This is a genomic window from Halomonas sp. PR-M31 (assembly GCF_001039575.1).
Classification (GTDB): domain Bacteria; phylum Pseudomonadota; class Gammaproteobacteria; order Pseudomonadales; family Halomonadaceae; genus Modicisalibacter.
In genome coordinates this window covers 1-24,786 of sequence record NZ_JIBT01000013.1, presented here as the reverse complement: position 1 = coordinate 24,786, position 24,786 = coordinate 1, and the positions used below count along the sequence as shown (strand labels likewise).

Sequence of the window (24,786 nt, the reverse complement as noted above, 5' to 3'; positions counted from 1 at the left end):
TGACCCTGGTTTACGCTGGCGTGTCATTGTAGCAGCCTGTTACGCGATAAATAGTCTCTTGATGAGGATTAGCATGTCCCATGACCTTATTCTGAAACGGCTTTTGACATTTCTGAAGCATTCTCCCACACCCTGGCATGCTACCCGGAACATGCTCGAGCGGCTCGAACAGGCGGGTTTTCGACGTTTGCATGAGACCGAGGCATGGGATATCAAGGCGGGGGAGCGCATTGTCGTGACACGCAACGACTCATCCATCATCGCGTTGCAGTTGCCTGAAAAGCCTCTCTCAGCGTTGCGCATGATAGGGGCTCATACGGACAGCCCGGGGCTGCGGCTCAAGCCCAATGCTGCCATCACCAGTAGCGACTGGCTGCAATTGGGGGTAGAGGTTTACGGCGGGGCGTTGTTGGCGCCCTGGTTCGATCGTGATCTGGCCTTGGCAGGTCGCGTTCAGGTACGTGATGACGACGGTCGGCTGAGAAGTCTGTTGCTCGATACGAAGCACGCCGTTGCCATGATTCCCAGTCTGGCTATCCACCTGGATCGCGACGTGAACAGCGGACGCCCGATCAATCCGCAGACCCAGATGGCGCCAGTACTGTGTCAGGGCAGCGGCAAATCCGAGGCGTTCGAGACCTTGCTTCAAACATGGTTGAAAGAACAGCACTCTCTGGATCAAGCAAGTATTCTCGGTTTCGAGCTATGCCTTTATGACACCCAGCCACCAGCACTTGTCGGTATCAATAACGAACTCATCGCCAGCGCCCGTCTGGATAACCTGCTGTCTTGTTTCATTGGCATGGAGGCCTTGCTGGAAAGCGATGGAACTCAGGGTGCCGTGTTGGTGGCAAACGATCATGAAGAGGTGGGTAGCGCCAGCGCCATCGGTGCTCAAGGACCTTTCCTGCAGGATGTGCTGCGTCGCGTCGTCGAACAGTTGGGTGATAACAGCGAACAGGGCTGGAGTCGTCTGATTCAATCGTCTTGCATGATTTCCTGTGATAACGCCCACGGGCTGCATCCCAATTTTAGCGACAAGCACGATGCCGCTCACGGCCCACTGCTCAACGGTGGACCTGTAATCAAGGTCAATGCCAATCAGCGCTACGCCACTAATAGCGTAACCGCAGCGCTATTTCGCGACATATGCTTTGACGCCGAGATACCGACTCAGACTTTCGTTACCCGAGCCGATATGGGCTGCGGTAGCACTATTGGCCCTATTACTGCCACGGAGCTTGGAGTGCCGACCCTGGATGTGGGGGTTGCTCAGTGGGCCATGCATTCAATACGCGAAACCGCCGGCAGCCAAGACATTCTTCATCTCATTCGTGCTTTGACGACCTTCCTTGATCGTCGAGTGATATTTTGATTGAAAATTAAGCAGGGTCAGCAAAAAAGCGCCCGAAACGTAGGTTTTGGGCGCTTTTGAGAGAGCACTACTGCGCATGAAATAAGGCGCGGCTAGTCATGCCAGCATTGCATCAGTTGCTGTCGTTCGCTTGACCTTGCTGATTGCGACGCTTTTCTCGCGGATCGTTATGAGCGCGGCGACGGCGTGCAGACTGATCGCTGTCTGCCGTCGACTTTTCGATCCTGTCACTGGTTTCGGCTTCGCTTGCCGTCATATCCATTGCACCGTCGGCCACCACTGAAGCGGCTTCGTCAGGCTTGGTTTCCTGTTGGATCGGCGCAGGTTGAGTTGACGGTGTTTCTTCAGGATGCGCTGTTGTAGAGGTCTCATCGTTTTCAGTATCGGCTTTTTCAAATGCAGTCTCGTACTGATCGCTGTCGGACACTGACTTTGATGATGCGAAAGTCGCCGGTACAACATCGGGTGCGACATCATTCACGGCGTTCGCGTCGTGAGAATCATCGCTGGCTTGGGACATATCGGTATCGTTTGTCCGCACCGGTGCAGCCGGTGCGCCAGCCTGTAGTTCAGACGCCGCATCTGCCGCACTGAGCTGCGCTTCCACGTCTTGCTGGGCGATGGCGCTGGTCGGATCTTCCATCTCGGTAGTGGTCGATGACGCTGGTGCGTCCGTCTGTGTCGCACTCTTTGCCGCATTCATCGTTGACTGCTTGCGAGAGCCGTTATTGCGTGCCTTTGAGGTCTGTTGGCCACGCGCGAAAGCAGCGCGCTCTGCGGTGGGGGCAACCTTGGGTGCATCCGGCTCGACATCCTCGGAATGTACCTGCTGAGACGATTCGGCCGGCTCAGCGGCAGGCGTCTTTTCTTCCAAAACAGTTGCCGGTTCCGTTGGTTTCTCCTCATCAGCGGTTGGCTGCGGCGAGTCAGTATTTGCATTAGCCTCTTGCTGCAGACGCTCTTGCTCGGTCACTGCCTTGGGATTCAATGCATGCTTGCGACTGCGCTGGCGTGGATTGTTGCGGGTGCGTTTGGGAACACCATCGTTTGCGCCGTCAGACTTGCTCTCGTCTTTCTTCTCGTCTTGGGGTTTTTTCTGCTGCGTTTCTTTTTCTAAGGCTTATCGCCATTTTGATCGCGCGGGTCATCGCGACCCTTGCGGTTGTCGCGGCGTGACCTGTTCTCTGACTTGTCATCCTTGTCATTTTTCTGAGCGCCTCGGGGAGCATTCGATACGTTCTCGTTCTGACGAGACTTGCTCCGAGAAGACGCTTTGTCGTCCTGCTTGGTAGCGCGATTGTCTCGCGTGTTTCGACTGTCAGTATCCTGACGTTCGCCGCGGGGAGTCTTGCGCTCATCACGCTGCTCGTCATCAGTTACACTGCGCCGCCGCCGCCGCTGATTTGTATTACGATTGGCGCGTTCGTTGCGCTGTTCCTGATCGCCAGTACGGCTCCCCTGGTGATCGTTGCTGGACGAGCCCGCCTGATCGTTCGCCTTGGTAGAAGAAGTGGACTCCTCGGCGCCGCCGACCAGCTTGTTCAACCCCTTGAAGAGGCGACTCAGCAATCCCGAAGATGATGAACTGGAAAGACTGCTCGTCTCAGGCTCTTGCTGGCGCTGCAGGGAATCCGGCGCAGGGGCCGTATGAGCCACGCCTTTGACTGCCGCTTCGGTACGCTGTATCGGCTTGTCGAAGGAAGGATCGGGCTCTTGGCCTACCTCGGTGTCCGTGGATAGTTCGAAACTGGATCTGGCTTCATCGTCGTCGTCGACATGATCGTCCCGCAGACGCTGAACGTCATAGTGGGGAGTCGACATTTCGGGGCTCGGCAGCAATACTACGCGAACGCCCTGGCGCTGCTCGATATCCGCGAGAATGGCACGCTTCTCGTTAAGGAGATAGGTAGCCACAGGTACCGGCAGAATGGCGCGAATTTGTGCGCTGCGATCCTTCATCGCCTCTTCTTCGATAAGGCGCATGATGGATAGCGAAATAGAGCGTACGTCCCGAATGGTGCCCTGGCCGTCGCAGCGTGGGCACACCACACCGCTGGTCTCGCCCAAGGAAGGGCGCAGGCGCTGGCGTGACATCTCCATCAGTCCGAAGCGCGAGATGCGGCCGATCTGTACCCGGGCGCGATCGATTTTGAGCGCATCGCGCACACGATTTTCGACTTCGCGCTGATTGCGCGCCGGTGACATGTCGATGAAATCGATGACCACCAGCCCGCCGATATCTCTCAGGCGCAGTTGCCGAGCGATCTCGTCTGCCGCCTCGAGATTGGTCTGCAGTGCGGTCTCTTCGATATCGCTTCCCCGAGTAGCGCGAGCGGAGTTGATATCGATGGAGACCAGCGCTTCAGTGTGATCGATCACTACCGAGCCACCGGAAGGCAACTTGACCTCGCGCTGATAGGCGGTCTCGATCTGACTTTCGATCTGAAAGCGAGAAAATAGCGGTACGTCGTCCGCGTAAAGTTTGATCTTTTGCTGATAAGACGGCATCACCTGGCGGATGAAGCCCAGCGCTTCCTGATGAACTTCAGGGCTATCGACCAGCACCTCACCAATGTCCTGACGCAGATAGTCGCGCATGGCGCGAATGATGACGTTGGATTCACGGTAGATCAGAAAGGGGGCCGAACGCTTGGTCGCCTCCGTAGTGATTGCTTCCCAGACCTGGGCAAGATAATCAAGGTCCCACTGCAACTCTTCGGTACTGCGCCCGATACCTGCCGTGCGGACGATGACGCCCATCTTGTCCGGCAGAGTGAGTTGCCCCATGGCTTCTTTGAGCTGAGTGCGTTCCTCGCCTTCGATGCGACGAGATATACCGCCGGCTCGTGGGTTATTGGGCATCAGTACCAGGAAGCGACCAGCCAGGCTGACGAAGGTGGTTAGCGCTGCGCCCTTGTTGCCACGCTCTTCCTTGTCGACCTGGACGATGACTTCCTGGCCTTCCTTGATGACTTCCTTGATGTTGGGGCGGCCGGAAGGCTCTTTGGAAAAGTAGTCCCGGGAAATCTCCTTGAGGGGTAGAAAGCCATGGCGCTCCGCACCAAAATCAACGAAAGCGGCTTCAAGAGAGGGTTCCACCCGCGTGATCTTGCCGCGATAGATGTTGGCTTTCTTCTGTTCACGAGCCCCGGATTCAATGTCCAGATCGTAAAGCCGCTGTCCATCGACCAGTGCGACACGCAGCTCCTCGGGCTGGGTCGCATTGATGAGCATTCGTTTCATGTTGTCTCGCTGTTAAAGGCGCGCCGGACGGCGGCTTTTGGAGAGACGCTGTATAGATGCCTGGTGAATGAAGTCGAACGCTTGACATTGATTGAAGACGGCCATGTAGTGCGATATGGCATTTTCAACAATAGGCGAAACTGGCTTCATTCATTCGTCGATTCCGTCAGCGATTCCTTGATGTCGGTGACGACGAACCGCTTCCTGCGTTGTGTTGTGCTCAGCTCATGTCGTGGGTGTGCCATCAACACTCGTCAGGAGAAGAGTGCTACAAGATCATGTTGAGTACGCGACGATGGCAAGACATGTTTCGGTGGGATACTGTTGATGACTTCCCTCCCGGCCTTACAGACACCGTCAGACACCTGGCATTGTTCGGTTCGCCGACGCCGGCCTCCGGCACGGTATTGATAAATCCCGTTAGATTCTGGCGAACCCATGTCAGGGTCGTCCAGAACTCGGGCGTGGCGTAACATCAGTACTGCTATGGCAGCAGGGTTCAAACCCTGCTTGCCGTAATCATGACTCTGTTCTGCGAATCCTGCCCTGTATATAGATTGTACAGATACCGTAAGGGTTTTTTACATTTCGCCAGAGTAAGCGTGGAATATAACAGTTAAGCCTCTTAACGGCAATTGACGTGAATGACCCTGCACTAGGATAAGATGCGCGTTTTGCCGAAGCGGATGCGAGGAAAGGAAATGGCCGAGGGTCGCGAAGTGCAATGGGCGGAAATCGGTGAGGCTCAGGCCGGACAGCGCATCGATAACTTCTTGCGGACCCGACTCAAGGGTGCGCCTAAGGCGTTGATCTATCGTATTGTGCGCAAGGGCGAAGTGCGCGTGAACAAGAAGCGGGTCAAGGTCGATTACCGGCTGGTATCCGGCGATCTCGTGCGTATACCGCCGCTGCGCCTGGCTCCCGAGGTGGCAGTACGTGATGTCAGCGACAACCTGCGTAACCTGCTTGCCGGCAGCGTGCTGGTCGAAGGGCCGGATTGGCTTGTAATCAACAAGCCATCGGGACTTGCCGTGCACGGTGGCAGTGGTGTCAAGATCGGTCTGATTGAAGCGCTACGCCAGATACGTGAGGATCTCGACTTTCTCGAACTGGTTCATCGTCTGGATCGCGACACTTCGGGCTGTCTGCTGCTAGCCAAGTCGCGTCCGGCATTGTTGACCCTTAACAACGCGCTTAAACAACGCCAGATGGAAAAGCAGTATCTCGCTCTCGTCCAGGGGCGCTGGCCGGCACGACGGGACTATGTCAGCGCACGGCTCGATCGTTTCGATGCAGGGAACGGAGAGCGTCGCGTAAGAGTCGATCCTCAGGGAAAGGTCTCGCGAACTCGTTTTGCCGTGCGCGAGACCTTCGCCAACGCCACCCTGGTCGAAGCCGAGCCCATTACCGGCCGTACCCACCAGATCCGCGTGCATGCCGCTCATGCAGGGCATGCGCTGCTCGGTGACGATAAGTATGGCAGTCGAGAAGGACAGCGCCTGGCGGCAGGGCTGAGACTCGATCGGCTGTTTTTGCACGCGGCAGCACTGACCTTTCCCGAGCCCACTAGTGGGCGGCCGGTACACATAAAAGCGCCGCTTGGGCCGACGCTAGAGGCCGTGCTTGCGCAAGCGCGGGCCTGAACACGCCTATATTCATGAACGTTGCAGGAGAAAGAATGCGCTACCGACTGGTGATTTTCGATTGGGATGGCACCTTGATGGATTCAGAGGCACGCATCGTTGCCTGCATGCAAGCCGCCGCCCAGGATGTTGGTTGGGGTGCACTTGGCGCCGATCGTGTACGGGACATCATAGGCCTGGGGCTTCCCGAAGCGATAGAACGCATGTGCCCGGGCATGCCTGCGGATCAGGCCGATGCATTGCGGGTGCGCTATAGCCATCACTTCGTCAATGCCGAACAGACGCCGATGCCGTTTTTCGCCGGCGTTGAGGCGGGTATTTTGCGTCTACGGGGTAATCACGATGTCCGTCTGGCTGTCGCAACCGGCAAGAGTCGGCGTGGCCTTGATCGCGCCTTTGAATCCACGGGGAGTGCTGACTGGTTTCATGCCAGTCGTACCGCGGATGAGACGCTGTCCAAGCCGCACCCGCGAATGCTTGAAGAGCTCTTACGCGAAACTGGAACCAAAGCTAAAGAAGCCTTGATGGTGGGCGATACCGAATATGACATGGAAATGGCCCGGGCTCTGGGCATGGATCGCCTGGCGGTTACCTATGGCGTGCACGCGCCCGAGCGACTTGCCATGAGTAAGCCTGTTTTTACCGCCAGCGCGTTTCCTGAGCTAATTGACTGGCTGCACGATTGATCGATCGACTTGATGAGAATGAACCATGAGTGATGACAAGCACTATGACGAGTGGACCGATGGTCCGGAGCTGGATCGCGACGACCCCCGCCGCGGCACGGCTGACAAGGAGGGCGAAGTGCCGGCAGTAAGCGAGGATATCGCCACGCTACAAGAGCGTCAGCGCCTGGCGCAGCTGGAGATGATGGATCGCTGGATTGGGGGCGTGCTCGTCGAGCAGCGTCGTTCCCGGCGCTGGAAACTGTTCTTCCGCTTCTTGTTTGCCGCTCTGACGCTGGCCTTGCTGGCAACCAGTATCTATAGCCTGTTCTTTGCCGGCATGACGCCGTCGCCGATTGGCCCTCATTTCGGTGTAGTACGAGTCGAAGGAGTGATCGATAGCGAAGGCGAGGCGAGTGCCGAGCGTATCAATGAAGGTCTTCAGCGCGCCTGGGAGAATGATGAGACTAAAGCGGTGGTGCTTAAGATCAATAGTCCCGGCGGTAGTCCGGTGCAGTCCCAGCGCATCTTCAACGAGATTCGTCGTCTGAGTCAGGCGGGGGATAAACCGATTCTGGCCGTCATTGAGGACATCGGTGCCAGCGGCGCTTATTATATAGCGGCAGGTGCGGACGATATCTATGCGGCACCGGCAAGTCTGGTGGGTTCCATCGGTGTCATCTATTCCGGGTTTGGGCTTCAAGAAGCCATTGAAGGCCTGGGCATCGAGCGCCGTGTGTTCACTGCCGGCGAGAACAAGGCGTTTCTCGATCCGTTCAGTGATATTGCACCGGATCAGCGCAAGTTCTGGCAGCAGGTGTTGAATACTACCCATCAGCAGTTCATCGACGATGTCAAAACAGGGCGCGGCAAGCGCTTGGGTGACGATCCCAAGCTGTTTTCAGGGCTGATATGGACCGGTGAACAGGCAACCGGCCTCGGGCTCATCGATGGCTTGAAAAGCATTGACGAGCTCGCTCGGGAGCGCCTGGGAGAGGTGCGTACCCGGGACTATACGCCGGCACTGGGCCCGTTCGAGCGCTTGTCGCGTCAGTTCGGGCGCGTTGCCGCCGAGTGGTTCGGGCTGCCTCGAGCGAGTTCGCCGCTGCGCTATCAGCTGCCTTGATCGAGCGATGCGTCGAGCAACGGATCGAACCCTGCTTCTCGTAGCAGGGCGCAAAGACGAATCAAGGGTAGTCCAATGAGGGTATTGGGATCATCGCCTTCCAGGCGTTCGAACAAGGTGATGCCCAAGCCCTCCATGCGAAAGCTGCCGGCACTATCGAAAGGTTGTTCGCGATCGACATAGCGCTTGATCTCGGCAGTGCTCAAGTCCCGAAAGACCACGTCGTAACGTTCGTGGCAGACGCGCTGCCAATCCCGTGCGGTATCGATCAAGGCCAAACCGGTGAGAAAACGAACCCGCTGTCCTGAAAAACGCGCCAAGGTGGCGCAGGCGGTGGCTGCGTCTCCGGGCTTGCCCAGGATGTCATCCTCGAATACCGCCACCTGATCCGAACCGATGATCAGGTGACTGGGGTAATCATCTGCCAGTCGTAACGCCTTGCCAAGCGCCAGGCGATGCACCAGTTCGGCAGGTGGTTCCTCGGGTTTGCGCGTTTCGTCGATATCCGGGCTGGCCCAGGTGAAAGGTATGCCGAGCCGCTCGAGAAGCTGACGGCGCCAGCGTGAGCCAGAGGCAAGAATCAAACGTGATTGATCATTCATTCTCGTCACTTCCTGAAATGTTCATGAGCAAGGCAAAGCAGTGTGCCGGCGCGACCTGATACTTGTATAGTCTTGCCCAATAGCTGCTTTGACACGCATGGGGGGAATCCCTATCATTGCGCGCTTATGTCAACCACTAGACTTCCCATACAGGTCGAACCTTATCGTTTGGCCGCCAGCGACGAGCATCTCGAGGGCACAGTATCCCTTGATGACATGGTTCGTCTGCGCGAAGAGGCCGGCAAGCAGCAGGGCGACGCCGATGTTCGCTTGGAATTTGGCCAGGATGCCCAGGGCCGCCGCTTCATTGAAGGCAGGGTGAAGGCGACGTTGGATCTGGCCTGCAAGCGTTGTCTCGAGCCCATGCCGATCGCTATCGAAAGTCATTTCCTGCTGGGGATGGTAAGCGACGACACCATGGCAGCAAATTTGCCAAGCGCCTATGAGCCGGTAGTGGTAGAAAATGAACAGCTCAACCTGCAGCTGATGCTCGAGGATGAACTCATCCTGAGCCTGCCGCAGGTGGTCTATCACGACGAGGCGGATTGTGCCGTTTCGCCGGATCAGCTGAGTAGTGGGACGCTGCCCGAACCCTCGGAACAGTCTGCTGCTAGCCCCTTCGAGGTACTGCGTACCCTGAAGAAAAAACATTGATTCGAATCGATATATTCTGGAGTGATCTCTCATGGCAGTTCAAAAGAATCGTAAAACTCGTTCCAAGCGTGGCATGCGTCGTAGTCATGATGCCCTTACTGCCCCTGCGTTGTCCCAGGACAAGGAAACCGGCACGACCCATCGTCGTCATCATGTAGCCTCGGATGGTTTCTATCGTGGTCGTAAGGTCATCGACGTTTAAATAAGTAATATCGCGGGCGTCATTTCGGAGCCGAGCGTGCACATTGCCATCGATGCCATGGGCGGGGACCTCGGTCCCCGCGCGACTGTTCAGGGTACAAGCGAGGCTCTGACCGCTCATCCGGAGCTTTGGGTGCGCCTGTATGGTCCGCAGAAGGTGCTGCACGATGAACTGTCGCGTCTGCCAAGACGTCTACAGGCGACCAGGGCGCGTTTGAATGTAGTTCATGCGCCGGACGTCGTTTCTCAAGACATGAAGCTCACCCGCGTCTTACGAGCGCCGCGTACCAGCAGTTTGGCGATGATGCTCGATGACTTGGCATCCGGTCGGGCAGATGCAGGAGTAAGCGCTGGCAATACCGCCGCACTGATGGCGTTATCGCGACGCGCACTGGGCACTGTGGCCGGCATACCGCGCCCGGCAATAAGCACTGCAATACCCACTCGAAACGGCGGGCGTGTTACATGCTCGACATGGGCGCCAACATCGAAGCGTCTGCTTCGCGGCTGGTGGAGTTTGCCTTGATGGGCGACATCATGGCGCGGCGTGTGGATGACCTGTCCCGTCCTCGGGTAGCTCTGCTGAATGTCGGCGTGGAAGCAACCAAAGGAACGGTCAGTGTTCGTGCTGCCGATACGATGCTCAGAGAGCTGCCAGGCATCAACTACATCGGGTTTATCGAAGGCGACGGTCTGTTCAGCGGTGCTGCGGACGTGGTGGTTTGCGACGGTTTTGTAGGTAACGTCGTGCTCAAGGCAAGCGAAGGGTTAGCGCAAATGCTGATCGGCCGGATGCAGGCGACTTTTCACGCCCATTGGGGCAGTCGTCTGGTGGGCCTACTGGCACGACCTGCGTTACAGCGGCTTCGTGGTCAGCTTGATCCGGTACGCTACAATGGTGCAAGTCTGCTGGGGTTGTCGGGTATCGTTGTCAAAAGTCACGGACGTGCCAGCGCGTTGGGTTTTACCTATGCCATATCCCGGTCCATGCAGGAGGTCCGTATCAATCTACCGATGCATCTCGAGCGAGAATTGGGCCAGCGGGCTATTCTAGCGAAAGAGGCGGGCACTTCCTGCTGTCTCGGCGGCGAATCGTGTTCGAGAACCGATGACCCCAATATCTGAAAGGTGACTATATGACCCAAACCCTGGCCTTGGTGTTTCCGGGACAGGGCTCACAGCATGTAGGTATGCTGCGTGAGCTGGCGGAACGTTATAGTGTGGTGCGCACGACCTTCGAAGAGGCGGCGGATGCGCTTGGCTATAATCTCTGGCAAGTGGTGCAGGAGGGGCCGGACGAAGCACTGAACGCCACTGCATGCACTCAACCGGCGCTGCTCACGTCGAGTGTCGCCATCTGGCGTGTCTGGCAGGAATTGGAAGGGCCGCGACCGGTGGCCATGGCAGGGCATAGCCTGGGCGAATATAGCGCCTTGGTATGCGCTGGTGCGTTGAGTTTTGCTGAAGGCGTGCGCCTGGTGAAGCTGCGAGGCGATGCCATGCAATCGGCAGTGCCTGCGGGAGAGGGCGCCATGGCCGCCATTCTGGGTCTTGATGATGCGGCGGTGGAGCTTGCCTGTCGCGACGCTGCCCAAGGGAAAGTGGTCGCGCCGGTCAATTACAACGCACCGGGACAGATCGTCATTGCAGGCGCCAAGGCAGCGGTAGAGCGTGCTATTGTTTGTTGCCAGGAAGCCGGCGCCAAGCGCGCCATTCCCCTTCCAGTATCGGTTCCCTCGCACTGCGCACTGATGGAGCCGGCGGCAGAGCAACTGGCTGAAGCGATGGAGGCTGTTGAAATCAAGTCGCCACGTTATAAGGTATTTCAAAACGTCGATGCAAGGATGCCTGAAGATGTTCGAACCTTGCGAACACGACTCGTTGAACAGCTCTATCGTCCGGTACGCTGGACCGATTGTGTCGAAGCCCTGCTGGATCAGGGTGCGCAGATTTTCGTCGAGTGCGGTCCTGGCAAGGTGCTTACTGGCCTCAATAAGCGCATTGCGCGAAATGCCAAGGGGTTGGCCGCCAACGATCCCGACAGTCTTGCCGCCGCGCTCGAACTTGCTCACGACAACACCAATCAATAATACCAACAGCCGGGAAACGCCATGACGACAAATAGCGAACCCAGAATCGTGCTGATCACCGGTGCCAGTCGTGGCATCGGGCGAGCCATTGCTCATGAGCTTGGCCGCCAGGGGCATGTTGTAGTCGGTACCGCAACAAGCGAACAGGGCGCTCAGCACATCGATGACGATCTAAAAGCTCAGGGAATAGAGGGTGCAGGGCATATGCTCGATGTCACCAACCAGGCCAGCGTCGATGGTTTGATTGCGACAATCGCCGAGCGTTTCGGTACGCCGACCATTCTCGTCAACAATGCGGGTATTACACGCGATAACTTGTTGATGCGCATGAAAGAAGAAGAATGGGATTCGGTGCTCGATACTAACCTCAAGTCCGTTTATCGTGTTACTAAAGCCTGTATTCGTGGAATGACCAAAGCGCGTTTTGGGCGTATCATCTGTATCAGCTCGGTTGTCGCTTCGATGGGCAATCTGGGTCAAGTCAACTATGCTGCTGCCAAGGCCGGTATGGAAGGCTTCACTCGGGCGTGGCTCGTGAAGTTGCTTCTCGTAGTATTACGGTGAATGCGGTGGCTCCAGGTTTCATTGCCACAGATATGACCGAAAAGCTGCCCGAAGATCAGAAAACTTCATTATTGAACCAGATTCCGCTGGCTCGACTCGGTAAACCCGAAGAAATTGCTGCCGCCGTCGCTTTTCTGGCCAGCGATGCAGCAAGTTACATTACCGGAGAGACGTTGCAGGTCAACGGTGGCATGAATATGCAGTAGGCTGTCGGATAGTGTCTCGGTTGCGTCAATCTGAGGCCATCTATAAACTACCCGGCAGTTTTTGCCGGCGGATATGTACCATTAGGAGTAGTAACATAATGAGCACCATCGAAGAGCGTGTGAAGAAAGTCGTGGCCGAACGCCTGAACGTCAAGGAAGATGATATCCAGAACACGTCCTCCTTTACCGAAGACCTCGGTGCCGATTCCCTGGATACCGTCGAATTGGTGATGGCGCTTGAAGAGGAATTTGATACTGAAATTCCCGACGAGGAAGCCGAGAAGATTACGACCGTACAGGAAGCGATCGATTACGTCGTTGCTCATCAATAAGATGGCGTAAGTGTGATTCAAGTCGCTAGTTTTTGCGAAAGCCGTTCTGGAAACAGAGCGGCTTTTGTTTTAAGTGACATTGGTCCATAGCCGTTGTGCTTCGGTTATAATGCGCGCCAAAGCGATGTGGCATGCACACTATTTTGGACGTCTGGAGGAAAGCTGATGCCTCGTAGAAGGGTCGTGGTGACCGGACTGGGTCTAGTGACGCCGGTCGGGAACACCGTAAAGGAGAGCTGGACCAATATTCTGTCAGGCAGAAGCGGCATCGCCTCCATCGAGAATTTCGATACCAGCGGCTTCAATACGCGCTTTGGCGGTTCGATCAAGGATTTTGACATTGATCCTTATTTGAACCCCAAGGATGCGCGCAAGATGGATCTGTTCATTCAATACGGTATTGCTGCTAGCGGTCAGGCGATTGCCGATGCGGGTCTTGAATGCAACGAGCAAAATGCGCACCGCATTGGTGTCGCCATCGGTTCCGGTATCGGTGGCCTTCCCATGATCGAGCACAATCACAATGCCTTGAACAAAGGCGGTGCACGACGTATCTCACCTTTCTTCGTGCCGGGTTCGATCATCAATATGATCGCCGGCAACCTGGCAATTCAGCATGGTTTTCAAGGCCCCAACATTGCGATTACCACCGCCTGTACCAGCGGCACGCATAATATTGGCTACGGTGCGCGGACCATCGCCTATGGTGATGCCGACGTGATGATCTGTGGTGGCTCCGAGATGGCGACCACCCCGTTGGGTCTGGGTGGTTTTTCCGCTGCCCGAGCGCTTTCCACCCGCAACGACGCTCCTGAAGAGGCGAGTCGCCCCTGGGATCGGGATCGGGATGGCTTCGTGCTTTCCGATGGCGCGGGCGTGCTGGTTCTGGAAGAGTACGAGTATGCCAAAAACGCGGCGCATCCATCTATGCCGAAATCAAGGGCTTTGGCATGAGCGATGATGCCCATCACATGACTGCGCCACCCGACAATGGACGGGGTGCAGCGATGGCCATGCGTAATGCCATTCGCGATGCGGAAATCGATCCTTCTCAGATCGGGTATATCAATGCCCACGGGACTTCCACTCAAACCGGCGACCTGGCGGAAAGCCGCGCCATTGAAGAGGTGATGGGGTCGGCGGCGGCCTCCGTGGCAGTCAGTTCCACCAAGTCTATGATTGGTCACCTGCTAGGGGCAGCCGGTGCGGTAGAGGCGATTTTCAGTATCCTCGCGCTGCGCGACCAGGTCGCACCACCGACCATCAACCTGGACAATCCACAAGAGGGGTGCGTACTCGACTATGTGCCGCACACCGCTCGGCAGATGGCGCTCGACTACGCGCTATCCAACTCTTTTGGGTTTGGTGGCACCAACGGCTCGCTGATCTTCGGACGTCTCTGATCGACCATGAGCGGTAACGGGTATGACGTCTCGGATGATGCCAGCGTTCCAATCGACGATCGTGGTTTTGCCTACGGGGACGGGTTGTTCGAGACCGTGCTAGTCCGAGACGGTAAACCGCTGTTGTGGCAGGAGCATCTGGCACGTCTTGCCCGAAGCTGTGAGTGGTTAGCCATTACCGCTCCCGAGCGTCATGTGCTCGATGCTTTGCCAGCGGAGGCTGGCTCCGGGCTTCATGTGCTCAAGATCGTTGTCACTCGCGGTAGCGGCGGACGAGGATATCTTCCCCCCGCAAAGCCTGAACCGCGGCTGCGCTGGCAGCTATCGCCTTTTGCGCCGCGAGAGGATCGCTGGCGTGAAGGAGTAGCGGTGCGGTTATGTTCATTGCAACTCGGTTTGCAGCCCCTTCTGGCCGGACTCAAGCATCTCAATCGCCTCGAGAACGTACTCGCGCGTCAGGAGTGGTGTGACGACCGTATTGCCGAAGGCCTGCTCTGTGATAGCGATGGCATTCTGGTGGAAGCCACCTGCATGAACCTGTTCTGGCTGCGGGATGGCTGTCTGGAAACCCCGCGGCTTGATCGCTGTGGTGTTGCCGGTACCTTACGGGCAGCATTGCTGGCGGAGCGTCCGATGAAGGAAGTGTCATCTCCTATCGACGTATTGAGCAGGGTCGATGCGTTGTGGGTTGGCAATTCGATACAAGGCATTTGGCCGGTGACCTGTCTTGAAGATTCGTCGGGCTCGCCTGTCCTGCAATGGACGTTAAGCGATGACCACCGCACCTTCCAGTCGATTGCTCATGAGTTGCTCGGTTACCCGTCGACGTTTTAAAGGATGAATGTTCCATGCGCCTGTTCAAGGCATTGTTGATCGTTGTGGTGATAGGGGCGGTGTTGGGTTTCGCCGGCTTCTCCTACTGGCAGTCACGACTTGCCTCACCTATAGCCATCGATGAGCCCACACTTTATGAAGTGCCTCGTGGTGCGAGTTTCAATGGGGTGGTCGGTGATCTCGCCAAGCGCGATATCCTAGCGGAGGATTGGTCACTGCGTCTGTTGGCCAAGGTATCGCCAGATAGCGTGCCTCAGCTTCGTGCCGGGGAGTTCATGCTCAAACCCGGCATGAACGCTCAGGAAGCCATCTCTTTGTTGGGTAGTGACAAGGTCGTGACCTACCCATTGACGATCCCGGAGATGGACGTTTGATCAAATGCGCAAGCTATTGGCCTCGGCGCCCAAGCTGTCCCCGCGCACCGAGCAGATGAGCGATGCCGAAATCATGGCTGAACTGGATCACCCGGATCAGCATCCGGAAGGTCGCTTCTTCCCGGATACCTATCGGTATCACAAGGGCAGCAGTGATCTGGATATATTGCGTCAGGCCCATGCCCGCATGGAGTCGGAGCTGGAGTCTGCCTGGGCAACGCGAGATGAGGATTTGCCTCTTAATAGCGCTTATGAAGCCTTGATCATGGCCTCTTTGATCGAGCGGGAGACCGGCGCCGACGAGGAACGTCACGAGATAGGCGGGGTGTTCAAGCGCCGGCTGGAAAAGGGGATGCGTTTGCAGACCGATCCCACGGTGATCTATGGCATGGGCGATGACTATGAGGGCAATATCACCCGTGCAGACCTGCGTCGTTCCACCCCTACAATACCTACGTGATTTCCGGCCTGCCCCCCACGCCAATCGCCATGCCCGGGCGCGCTGCCCTTGATGCGGCGGTGCATCCTGCCGAGGGCAATACGCTCTATTTCGTTGCCAAGGGGGATGGCACCCATCATTTTTCACGCACTCTGAAAGAGCACAACGCCGCAGTGCGCCGCTATATTCTCAACCGATGAGTTCAAACGTCATGCTGGATGATCGATCTACAACCGGGCATGGACGCTTCATCACTCTCGAGGGGGGAGAAGGCGTCGGCAAGAGCACCAACCTTAGTGTGGTCTGCGAGTTTCTGGAAAGCCGAGGAGTCGAGGTCCTGCGCACCCGAGAACCCGGTGGCACCTTGCGAGGCGAAGCCATCCGGCAACTGCTTCTGGATCCGGTCGAGCAGGAGCCGCTGAGTGACGATGCGGAACTGCTGCTGATCTTCGCCGCGCGGGCCCAGCATCTCGAGCAGCTCATCCGACCGGCGCTGGCGCGTGGTGCCTGGGTTGTGTGTGATCGATTCACCGATGCCACCTTTGCCTATCAAGGTGGGGGACGCGGCATCGACAGTGCGCGAATCGCCACGCTGGAAGCCTTGGTTCAGCGCGGTCTCCAGCCTGACCTGACGCTGTTGCTGGATATGCCGGTCAGTGCCGCCCAGCGGCGTGTCAACGACCGAGGCAATGAGCGTGATCGCTTCGAGCAGGAGCGGGTCGATTTCTTCACCGCCGTGCGTGAGGCCTACCTCAGGCGAGCCGAGGCTGACCCCGAGCGTTTCGCGATCATTGACGCCGCACAGCCGCTGGCCAACGTCCAGCAGCACATTCAGACCGTATTGCAGTCTTGGTGGGCCTCATGCTAATGCAGCCGCTGCCTTGGCAAGAACCTATCTGGCAACGGCTGACGAGGCTGCAGGACTCAGGGCGGCTGCCCCACGCGCTGCTGCTTTCCGGGCCTCATGGCCTGGGCAAGCAGGAGCTGGCGGAAGCGCTGCTGGCGCGCACGCTATGTCGCAAGCCTGACAATATGGCTTGCGGCGAATGCCACAGCTGTCAGATGCTTAAGTCTGGTTATCATCCGGATCTTCTGCGTGTTTCCCCTGCAGAGAAGAGCCGTCAGATACGTATCGATCCGATTCGCGACGTCAATCACTTCGTTGCCCAGACGGCCCAGCAGGGTGGCTATCGAGTCATCGTCCTGCAGCCGGCTGAGGCAATGAACGTGGCCGCTGCCAATGCGCTGCTCAAGAGTCTGGAAGAGCCCGGGGAGCGGACGCTGTTCATCTTGCTGGCGGATGTGCCGTCCCGCATGCTGGCGACCATTCGGTCTCGCTGTCAGCATTGGTCGCTGGGGGTGCCGGCAATAACCATGTGTCTCCCTTGGTTGCAAGAAGCACTGGGAGAGGGTAATGACGCCGAATTCTGGCTAAGGGTTTCGGGAGGATTGCCGTTACTAGCTAAAGAGCTGGCAGATCCTGAGTCGCGTGGTTTGCGTCAAGAGTTGCAAGAGCTATTCGATGCATTGGTAAGGGGTGGCGAGCCGGTCGCTGAAGCAGCGCGGCTGGAACGGCAGGCCGTCGATCGCATCCTGTGGTACGGTATCACCTGGCTCGAGGACCTGATTCGCCTCGGACTTTCCGGAGAAGCTTCCCGAGTGCGCAATCTCGATCTTCTGCCGCTCTATCGACAGGCGGTCAAGAATGCGCGGGTCCAGGATTGGTTTCGCCTGCTCGACTACGCTCGGGAACAGCGTCGCTTGTTGGTGGCAGGGGGCAACCCCAACCCCCAACTGGTGCTCGAAGCCTGGCTGATTCGCTGGTCGGCGCTACTACGTTCCTGAGTGGTTTTCCATCGATCGTTGTGAGGCTTGAAGATGGCTGGAAAAAAAGCCCTGTCCTTGACCATCAAGGATACGCAAACGCTGCTTTCGGCCTATATGCCGATGCTCGAACGAGGCGGGCTGTTCGTTCCTACCCAGGAACGTTACGCCCTGGGTCAGGAGATCTTTCTCCTTTTGACGCTGCCCGAAGAAAATGAGCGTCTTCCCATAACCGGCCAGGTGGTTTGGGTATCACCGCCAGGCGTGGCCGGGCGCCGTGTGCCGGGCATTGGTATTCATTTCAGTCCTGACGATCAGGCAGTCCGCGATCGCATCGAAAGCCTTCTGGCCGGGCAGTTGAATCGAGATGCGCCCACTTACACCCTCTGAAAGCCTTAGCATCGAGTAGTTTCATTTCCTCGACCGAGTGTTTACCAATGTTTGTCGATTCCCACTGCCATCTCGATCGCCTCGATCTCACGAGTCATTCGGGAGATCTCAATGCGGTGCTCGACGCCGCCCGGGCCCGGGATGTACGCCAATTTCTGGCCATTGCCGTGACCCTTGAAGACGTCGAAGGGCTGGCCAAGATTGCCAGGCACCATGAAGACGTGGTCATTTCCGCTGGCGTGCATCCATTGCATGGCGTCGATTCGGAACCGGATGTCGAGACGATCAAGACCTGCGCCGAGCGTTTCGATGTGGTGGCCATTGGCGAAACAGGGCTCGATTACCACTACGATTCCATCAGTCGGGAAATTCAGTTCGAGCGCTTCAAGCGTCATCTGCAGGCAGCCACCGAGCTCGAGCTACCGGTGATCGTGCATACCCGTGATGCCAAGCAAGAGACGCTCGAGCTGATCCGGGAGCACACCGATCCCGCCATCGGCGGCGTACTGCACTGCTTTACCGAAGATGTCGATATGGCGCGCCAAGCCGTGGCCCATGGCTTTTTCATATCCCTGTCCGGAATCGTGACGTTTCGCAACGCAAACGCCATTCGCGAACTGGCCCGAGTGATTCCTCTGGACCGTCTGCTGATCGAGACGGATAGCCCCTATCTCGCGCCGGTGCCGCACCGGGGCAAGCCCAATGAACCGCAATGGGTGGTGGAGGTGGCTGACTGCATCGCAAGAGAGCGTGGTATCAGTCTCGATGAGGTGGCAATGCAGACCACGGTCAATTTCTATCGGCTGTTTCGTGCCGCTGCGCCCCAAGCCTCACAAGAGATGCGACAAATGCTGGCAGACGCTAATCTGGTGTAAAGCCCACGCGCAATCGTTTGTCAGGGAGGACACGCCATGTCACTGGAACCATTACTCTCACAGATCGAATCCGAGGGTGCGATACCGCCGGTCGATCAGTGGAACCCCGAGCAGTCCGGCAGCATGGATCTAGTGATACGCGCCGACGGCAGCTGGGTTCATGAAGGGGCGGTTATCACGCGTTCGCGCCTCGTGAGAATGTTATCGACGGTGATGCGTCGGGAAGCGGATGGCGAGTATTACCTGGTCACCCCGGTCGAGAAGATGCGCATCAGCGTCGAGGATCGTCCCTTTCTGATCGTCGATGCGCAACAGGAATCCAACTTCTGGCGTTTGACTACCAACGTCGGCGACAGCCTGGTTCTGGACAACGATCATCGGCTGAGCCTGGGGGAAACCCAAGAGGCGAACCCAATACCGGAAGTTGCCGTGCGTTTTGGACTCCACGCCCGCCTGAATCGCAATGTGTATTATCGGCTGATCGAACTCGCCGATCAGCGTGCGGATTCACAGGGGCGTACAGAGCTGGGAATTGTCAGCCAAGATGTCTGGCAACCCCTTGGAGTGGTCGATACGGAGTCATTGTGAAGCTGACCACTGAACAGCAGGCGGTGGTTGCCCATGAATCCGGACACGCCCGGGTTGCAGCGGTAGCCGGTGCCGGCAAGACCACCACCATGGTAGCCCGGGTGCTGCATCTATTGGCCCAGGGCGTCCCGGCGCGGCGCATCATGGTATTGATGTTCAATCGAGCCGCTCGAGAAGATTTCACCGCCAAGCTCACCGCGCTGGCTTTCGCGGGGCAGGCACTGCCTGAAGTGCGTACCTTTCATTCCGTCGGTTACCGCCTGACTCAAAGCCTTACCCGCTGGGGCTATCTGGCGCCCCGAGAGCTATTGGCGGATTGGCAGCGGGAGCGTCTGTTGCGTCAGGCGGTCATGCAGGCTTTGGAAAACGCTGACGACGGTGCCCGGGAAGCGGCCCTGGAGCCCGACCGGCTCGAGACTCTTAGTCAGTTCTGCGAGCTGGTCAAGGCGGAGATGATCGCGCAGGCGGCATTCTATGAAGGCCTTGATCTTGGTCCGGACACCGGCCACTTCGTCGAGGCCTTCGACCGGCTGGAATCGCTGCTCGAACAACATGGAAAAGCCACCTACGCGGATCTTCTTTATCGACCGCTGCGATGTCTCGAACGTGATGCAGATGCGCGGGCACGAGTTCAGGGCTTCCTCGATCATGTCATCGTCGACGAATACCAGGATATCAACGAGGCGCAGCAGCGGCTGCTTTCCTTGCTGGCCAGTAGTCGAGCCGAAGTGATGGTGGTGGGGGATGCCAATCAATGTATCTACGAATGGCGGGGTGCGCGCCCCGACTACATGCTCGAGCGCTTTACCAAAAGCTTTGGCAGCGCCACGGATTACCCGCTATCGACGACCTTTCGCCATGGTCATGCGCTGGCACTGACCGCCAACCATGCTATTCACGCCAATCGTCGTCGCCCTGATCAGCTGTGTGTGCCGGCGCCGGGCAATCCCTACACGACAATCGATACCGGCCAGGGGTGTGGTCCGCTGATCCAAGAGTTGACTCGCTGGCAACAGCAAGGACGCGCGCTCAATCAAGCCTGCGTTCTGGTAAGAAGCTGGACACTGTCCGTGTCATTACAACTTCAGCTGCTGCGCGCCGGCATTCCCTTTCGTCTTTCCAGAGAAGATCGCTTTGTCTTTCGGCTACCGCTGGTCCAGGCTTTGGCGGGGTATCTGCGCCTGGCCCGGGTACCAGGGTTGCTGCAGGACCCGGAGCACCTGTTATTGCTTCTATCGCAACCCACTCCTTTTGTGGCTCGTGAACGGCTGCAGGCACTGGCGCAGCACTTGGCCGCACATCAGCGCTGGCCAGAGCGTCATGATTTCTTGCTGACAGGGCTTAAACCCATGCAGCGGCGTAACCTCAAACGCCGCTGGGAGTTGCTTTGCGAGCTACCCAGTCTGGCGCGTCTGCCACCGGCACGGTTGCTTGAATTGATCGTCGAACGCCTGGATGCACAAAAGGTGCTCAAGCGGGCAGCGGCGCGGCGCGAAAAGGGCGAAGAAGACGTCAGATTGCTCGATGTGCTGATCGAACAGGCGGAAGAACTCGTTCAAGCACCGGAAAACTTCAGCAATCTGCCTCATCGCGCTGAAGAGAATTCTTTAGAGAGTGTTTTCATTACGACGGTACACAGCGCCAAGGGACTCGAGTGGCCGCTGGTGGCATTGTGGGGTGTGAACGAAGAAGATTTTCCTCACTACAGCCGGGACAACCCCTTGAGCGACGAGCGGCTCGAAGAAGAGCGCCGATTGTTCTATGTCGCTATCACTCGGGCCAGGGAGCGCCTCTTGATGCTTCATGACGAGGGTGAACATCGACCCAGCCGTTTTCTTGCCGAGAGTGCCTGGCAGGATGGCAATCACATCGCCGAGGCACTGCATGAAGGCATCACGAGCGCCGTAGAGGTTGCATCGCCACGGCTTGTCGAGCGCTACCTCGCGGCGCTTGAAATCTCTTTGCCTCTGACACCCGCAACTCGCCGGGCAGGGAACGACGATGTTTATACGCCCGGTCAGCGTGTGATGCACGACGTCTTCGGTGCCGGCGAAATTTTGCTCGTGGAAGGCAATCCAGCCAATCCTGTCATTGAAGTGCGTTTCGTGAATGCGGGGCGCCGCCGCCTGATTGCGCGTCGCGCACCGCTCAAACATCTACAAGGAGAATCGCTGTCATGAGCGTCTCTTCATCCTCTTCAGTGATCGAGGCGTCAGCGCTCGCAGAGATGCTGGCTTTCGGTACGCCGCTGTGCATCCTGGATTGCCGCGCCCGGCTCGACGACGCCGAGGCGGGTCATAGGTCATGGCAGGCTGGGCATCTTCCTGGCAGTCAGCATCTGGATCTGGATCGAGACCTTGCGGCCAGTCCCGGCGAACAGGGGCGCCATCCATTGCCCAGCGAGTCCGAATTCACCGCCACGGTTCAGCGTCTGGGCATTACGCCAGACATACCTGTCATCCTTTACGACGATATGAGCGGCCAGATGGCGGCGGCTCGGGCCTGGTGGATGCTGTATTGCTGGGCCGGCCATCCGGATGTGCGCGTGCTCGATGGCGGGTTAGCCGCCTGGCAGCGTCAAGAGGGCGAGATGACTCAGGAAGCGATAGAAGCATCATCAAGCGACTGGCAGCCGATCTTTGATGAGGGCCAACTGGTATCTGCCGACATGCTGCTATCCACCCCTAATGCTTTGATCGATGCTCGCGCTTGGGAGCGGTTTCGTGGCGAAGTCGAACCCATCGATCCTGTCGCTGGACATATTCCCGGCGCGCTATGTCGTCCCTGTAGCACCAACCTGACGCAAGAAGGCTATTTCAAGAAACCTGACGTGCTGGACATCGAGCTGCCTCGGAAAGAAAGCGTTATCAGCTATTGTGGCTCGGGGGTCACCGCCTGCCACAACATTCTCGCCTACGCCATCGCGGGCCGCGACTTGCCGCGCCTCTATGCCGGCTCCTGGAGCCACTGGATACGCGATTCACAGCGGCCCGTGGCCACCGGTGATGTTTGAGCCCGGCGGCCATGCGTTCATTAAAGCGTCAAGAACTCATTTTACAGGCTCGGTGAATAGATAGGTTTTTCCGCGGGCAAGCCTTCGCGAGGGCGCTGTAAACCCATCCCTGGGCGCTACTTTTGCCATCCATGGCAAAAGACCCTCGCTCCGCCTTGTCCCCGTCACTTATCATCGATGAATCAGGAGTTTCCCAGAGCTTGTTCACGATCGTCGCGAACGAAGGCGAGACAAGGCGAAATTGATCGAAGAAGCGGAGTTTACGTGGGTGTAAATGAGCATTCTAAGATCAATTTCAACGCCGTATCGCCGAGTGTAGTAGATCATGGACACGCTCTTACATGTTGGGGTAGTTAGGCCCGCCACCCCCCTCCGGCGGCACCCAGGTAATGTTCTGGGCCGGGTCCTTGATGTCACAGGTCTTGCAGTGAATGCAGTTCTGGAAGTTGATTTGAAAGCGAGGCTTGCCCGTATCATCTTCCACCACTTCATAGACCCCGACCGGGCAATAGCGCTGGGCCGGCTCGTCGTATTTAGGCAGATTGTCGCGAATTGGAATGTCCGGATCGCTCAGGCGTAGATGGCAGGGCTGATCCTCATCGTGATTGGTGTTGGACATGAACACCGAGGAGGGCTTGTCGAAGGAGAGTTTGCCATCCGGCTTGGGGTAGTCGATCTTCTCGGCCTGGTCCGCCGGGTTGAGCTTGGCGTAATCCGGATTCGTATCATGAAGCGAAGGCAGCTTGCCCTTGAAAAGCTGATCGATGAAATTGTAAGCACCACCCCCGATAGCACCGTACTTATGAATCGCCGGACCGAAACTGGCAGTCTGCTTGAGCTCCTGGTAGGCCCAGCTCTGCTCCCATTTTGTCGTGAAGTCGGTTAGCTCCTTGCCCCCCGCATCCGCTTCTTCACCTTGGCCCAGCGCCTCGAATACCGTCTCCGCCGCCAGCAGGCCGGACTTCATCGCCGTGTGCAGCCCCTTGATCTTGGCGAAATTCAAAGTGCCCGCATCGCAGCCGATCAAGAGCCCGCCGGGAAAGGTCATCTTCGGCAGGCAGTTGAGCCCGCCCTTGGTGATGGCGCGGGCGCCATAGGCGACCCGCTTGCCGCCTTCCAGATATTGCTTGAGCAGCGGATGATGCTTCAAGCGCTGGAACTCATCGAAGGGCGAAAGATACGGATTGGCATAGCTCAGATCGATGATCAGCCCGACCATCACCTGCTGGTTCTCACCGTGATAAAGGAAGAAGCCGCCGTGGGCGTTCTTGTCCAGAGGCCAGCCGGAGCCGTGCAGCACCAGACCCGGCTCATGCACCTCGGCGGGTACATCCCACAGCTCCTTCAAGCCGATGCCGTAGTGCTGTGGATCCTTGCCCTCATCGAGCTTGAAGCGCTCGACGAGCCGCTTGCCGATATGGCCACGGGAGCCCTCGGCAAACAGGGTATATTTGGCGCGCAGCTCCATGCCCGGCATGTAGCCGCTTTTTTCGCTGCCATCCGCTGCCACGCCCATGTCGCCGGTGACAATGCCGCGCACGATACCCTCGTCATCGATCAGCGCCTCCTGGGCGGCAAAGCCAGGAAATATCTCCACGCCTAACGCTTCTGCCTGCTCCCCTAGCCAGCGACACAAATTGGCGGCGCTAATGATGTAGTTCTGTACGCCGCCATCCTCAGGCGTGCCGCCGACGTTATGCATGGTCTTGGGCACCAAAGCATTGGGCAGCTTCTGAGTCGCTTCCGCGTTCTTGAGAAGATGGACCTCATCTCGAGTCGCCGGGACGGTCAAGGGGGCGCCGCGATCGGCCCAGTCCGGGAAGAGCTCAGTCAGCGCCCGGGGTTCGAACACCGCGCCGGAGAGAATGTGAGCGCCGATCTCGGAGCCTTTTTCGACCACGCAGACGCTGAGTTCGCGTTCGGCTTCTCCCGCCTGCTGCATCAGCCGGCAAGCAGCGGAGAGTCCTGCGGGTCCGGCACCGACGATGACTACATCGAAATCCATTGATTCACGTTCCACGTCTCATCTCCTTCATCAACGACATCTCAGTATGAGTTTTAGCTCTCACACCGTTGTGCTTTATAGGTAAAGTGTCCGGTCTCTGCTATATTTGCAACGAGTGTTTCATATTTGCAACGGGCGTTTTCTATATCAAAACCCGGTTCAGGGCCTTATGTTACCCAGTCGCAAAAGCGAGCAATATGCGACTAAGCGCTTTATTGGGATGCTCGTGAAGCTATGGCACACTTGAACCGGAAAAGAATCATTGCATGCTTGCATCTCGCATGCTGGCAAGCCCCTATAATCCAGCGAGGACGCCATGAAAGTACTCGTCGCGGTCAAA

20 protein-coding genes and 4 pseudogenes are annotated in these 24,786 nt (G+C 57.6%); 20 read left to right on the top strand and 4 right to left on the bottom strand.

Translation table 11 applies throughout. The annotated features are described in order from the left end of the window. Nucleotides 1–73 precede the first annotated feature (73 nt). Complete coding sequence (locus tag CH74_RS04615) at nt 74–1,375, top strand: M18 family aminopeptidase (RefSeq protein ID WP_082140291.1); 1,302 nt, start codon at nt 74–76, stop codon at nt 1,373–1,375. Between the two features lie 112 nt (nt 1,376–1,487). Here the strand turns inward: CH74_RS04615 and CH74_RS19350 are convergent, their stop codons facing one another. Together CH74_RS19350 and rne are read right to left on the bottom strand one after the other, a co-directional pair. Next, the gene (locus CH74_RS19350) at nt 1,488–2,348 is read right to left on the bottom strand and encodes a hypothetical protein (RefSeq protein WP_253272947.1); all 861 of its coding nucleotides are present in this window, start codon (nt 2,346–2,348) and stop codon (nt 1,488–1,490) included. 140 nt (nt 2,349–2,488) lie between these two features. After that, on the bottom strand, nt 2,489–4,618 hold the full coding sequence (rne, locus tag CH74_RS04610) for a ribonuclease E (RefSeq protein ID WP_253272946.1): 2,130 nt from the start codon (nt 4,616–4,618) through the stop codon (nt 2,489–2,491). Between the two features lie 701 nt (nt 4,619–5,319). Here rne and CH74_RS04605 point away from each other — a divergent pair. Genes CH74_RS04605 through sppA form a run of 3 tightly spaced genes read left to right on the top strand, consistent with a single transcriptional unit; the run spans nt 5,320 to nt 8,052 of the window. Further along, a complete protein-coding gene (locus CH74_RS04605; RefSeq protein ID WP_048306295.1) occupies nt 5,320–6,261 on the top strand; it encodes an RluA family pseudouridine synthase in 942 nt (313 codons plus the stop codon). Nucleotides 6,262–6,296: 35 nt separating this feature from the next. After that, on the top strand, nt 6,297–6,947 hold the full coding sequence (locus tag CH74_RS04600; RefSeq protein WP_048306294.1) for an HAD-IA family hydrolase: 651 nt from the start codon (nt 6,297–6,299) through the stop codon (nt 6,945–6,947). A 25-nt stretch (nt 6,948–6,972) separates the two neighbouring features. Next, complete coding sequence (gene sppA, locus CH74_RS04595; protein ID WP_048306292.1) at nt 6,973–8,052, top strand: signal peptide peptidase SppA; 1,080 nt, start codon at nt 6,973–6,975, stop codon at nt 8,050–8,052. Here the strand turns inward: sppA and CH74_RS04590 are convergent. Further along, a complete protein-coding gene (locus CH74_RS04590) occupies nt 8,040–8,654 on the bottom strand; it encodes a nucleoside triphosphate pyrophosphatase (protein ID WP_048306291.1) in 615 nt (204 codons plus the stop codon). The two genes, sppA and CH74_RS04590, sit on opposite strands and share 13 nt — an antisense overlap. A 126-nt stretch (nt 8,655–8,780) precedes the next feature. Here CH74_RS04590 and CH74_RS04585 point away from each other — a divergent pair, with 126 nt between their 5' ends. The 16 genes and pseudogenes from CH74_RS04585 (at nt 8,781) to CH74_RS04510 (ending at nt 22,441) form a co-directional block, all read left to right on the top strand. After that, nucleotides 8,781–9,308, top strand: a complete 528-nt coding sequence (locus CH74_RS04585) for a YceD family protein (RefSeq protein WP_048306290.1) — start codon at nt 8,781–8,783, stop codon at nt 9,306–9,308. Between the two features lie 31 nt (nt 9,309–9,339). Further along, the gene (rpmF, locus tag CH74_RS04580) at nt 9,340–9,510 is read left to right on the top strand and encodes a 50S ribosomal protein L32 (RefSeq protein WP_048306289.1); all 171 of its coding nucleotides are present in this window, start codon (nt 9,340–9,342) and stop codon (nt 9,508–9,510) included. 57 nt (nt 9,511–9,567) lie between these two features. Further along, nucleotides 9,568–10,634 (top strand): annotated as a pseudogene (plsX, locus tag CH74_RS04575) (phosphate acyltransferase PlsX). Between the two features lie 11 nt (nt 10,635–10,645). After that, complete coding sequence (fabD, locus tag CH74_RS04570; protein ID WP_048306288.1) at nt 10,646–11,599, top strand: ACP S-malonyltransferase; 954 nt, start codon at nt 10,646–10,648, stop codon at nt 11,597–11,599. A gap of 21 nt (nt 11,600–11,620) precedes the next feature. Then, nucleotides 11,621–12,369 (top strand): annotated as a pseudogene (gene fabG, locus CH74_RS04565) (3-oxoacyl-ACP reductase FabG). A 98-nt stretch (nt 12,370–12,467) separates the two neighbouring features. Then, entirely contained in the window at nt 12,468–12,701 is a 234-nt protein-coding gene (acpP, locus tag CH74_RS04560; RefSeq protein ID WP_048306287.1) for an acyl carrier protein, read from the top strand. Nucleotides 12,702–12,866: 165 nt separating this feature from the next. Beyond that, nucleotides 12,867–14,104: pseudogene (gene fabF / locus CH74_RS04555) on the top strand (beta-ketoacyl-ACP synthase II). Nucleotides 14,105–14,110: 6 nt separating this feature from the next. Next, complete coding sequence (pabC, locus tag CH74_RS04550; RefSeq protein ID WP_048306286.1) at nt 14,111–14,938, top strand: aminodeoxychorismate lyase; 828 nt, start codon at nt 14,111–14,113, stop codon at nt 14,936–14,938. Between the two features lie 14 nt (nt 14,939–14,952). Beyond that, nucleotides 14,953–15,951, top strand: a pseudogene (gene mltG / locus CH74_RS04545) (endolytic transglycosylase MltG). An 11-nt stretch (nt 15,952–15,962) separates the two neighbouring features. Further along, on the top strand, nt 15,963–16,619 hold the full coding sequence (tmk, locus tag CH74_RS04540) for a dTMP kinase (RefSeq protein ID WP_048306285.1): 657 nt from the start codon (nt 15,963–15,965) through the stop codon (nt 16,617–16,619). Then, nucleotides 16,613–17,596 carry a DNA polymerase III subunit delta' gene (locus tag CH74_RS04535; RefSeq protein WP_048306306.1) on the top strand — a complete coding sequence of 328 codons (984 nt, stop codon included), beginning with the start codon at nt 16,613–16,615 and terminating at the stop codon, nt 17,594–17,596. The genes tmk and CH74_RS04535 overlap by 7 nt, the downstream gene beginning before the upstream one ends. Nucleotides 17,597–17,629: 33 nt before the next feature. Beyond that, nucleotides 17,630–17,965, top strand: a complete 336-nt coding sequence (locus tag CH74_RS04530) for a PilZ domain-containing protein (protein ID WP_048306284.1) — start codon at nt 17,630–17,632, stop codon at nt 17,963–17,965. A 47-nt stretch (nt 17,966–18,012) separates the two neighbouring features. Further along, nucleotides 18,013–18,840 (top strand): TatD family hydrolase, encoded by an 828-nt coding sequence (locus CH74_RS04525; RefSeq protein ID WP_048306283.1) that lies wholly within the window; start codon nt 18,013–18,015, stop codon nt 18,838–18,840. 36 nt (nt 18,841–18,876) lie between these two features. Further along, nucleotides 18,877–19,428, top strand: a complete 552-nt coding sequence (locus CH74_RS04520) for a DUF1285 domain-containing protein (protein ID WP_048306281.1) — start codon at nt 18,877–18,879, stop codon at nt 19,426–19,428. Beyond that, complete coding sequence (locus CH74_RS04515; RefSeq protein ID WP_048306280.1) at nt 19,425–21,608, top strand: ATP-dependent helicase; 2,184 nt, start codon at nt 19,425–19,427, stop codon at nt 21,606–21,608. The genes CH74_RS04520 and CH74_RS04515 overlap by 4 nt, the downstream gene beginning before the upstream one ends. After that, complete coding sequence (locus tag CH74_RS04510; RefSeq protein WP_048306279.1) at nt 21,605–22,441, top strand: sulfurtransferase; 837 nt, start codon at nt 21,605–21,607, stop codon at nt 22,439–22,441. The genes CH74_RS04515 and CH74_RS04510 overlap by 4 nt, the downstream gene beginning before the upstream one ends. A gap of 337 nt (nt 22,442–22,778) precedes the next feature. On the opposite strand, the gene CH74_RS04505 is transcribed toward CH74_RS04510, so the two are convergent. Next, entirely contained in the window at nt 22,779–24,446 is a 1,668-nt protein-coding gene (locus CH74_RS04505; RefSeq protein WP_048306305.1) for an electron transfer flavoprotein-ubiquinone oxidoreductase, read from the bottom strand. Between the last annotated feature and the right edge of the window lie 340 nt (nt 24,447–24,786).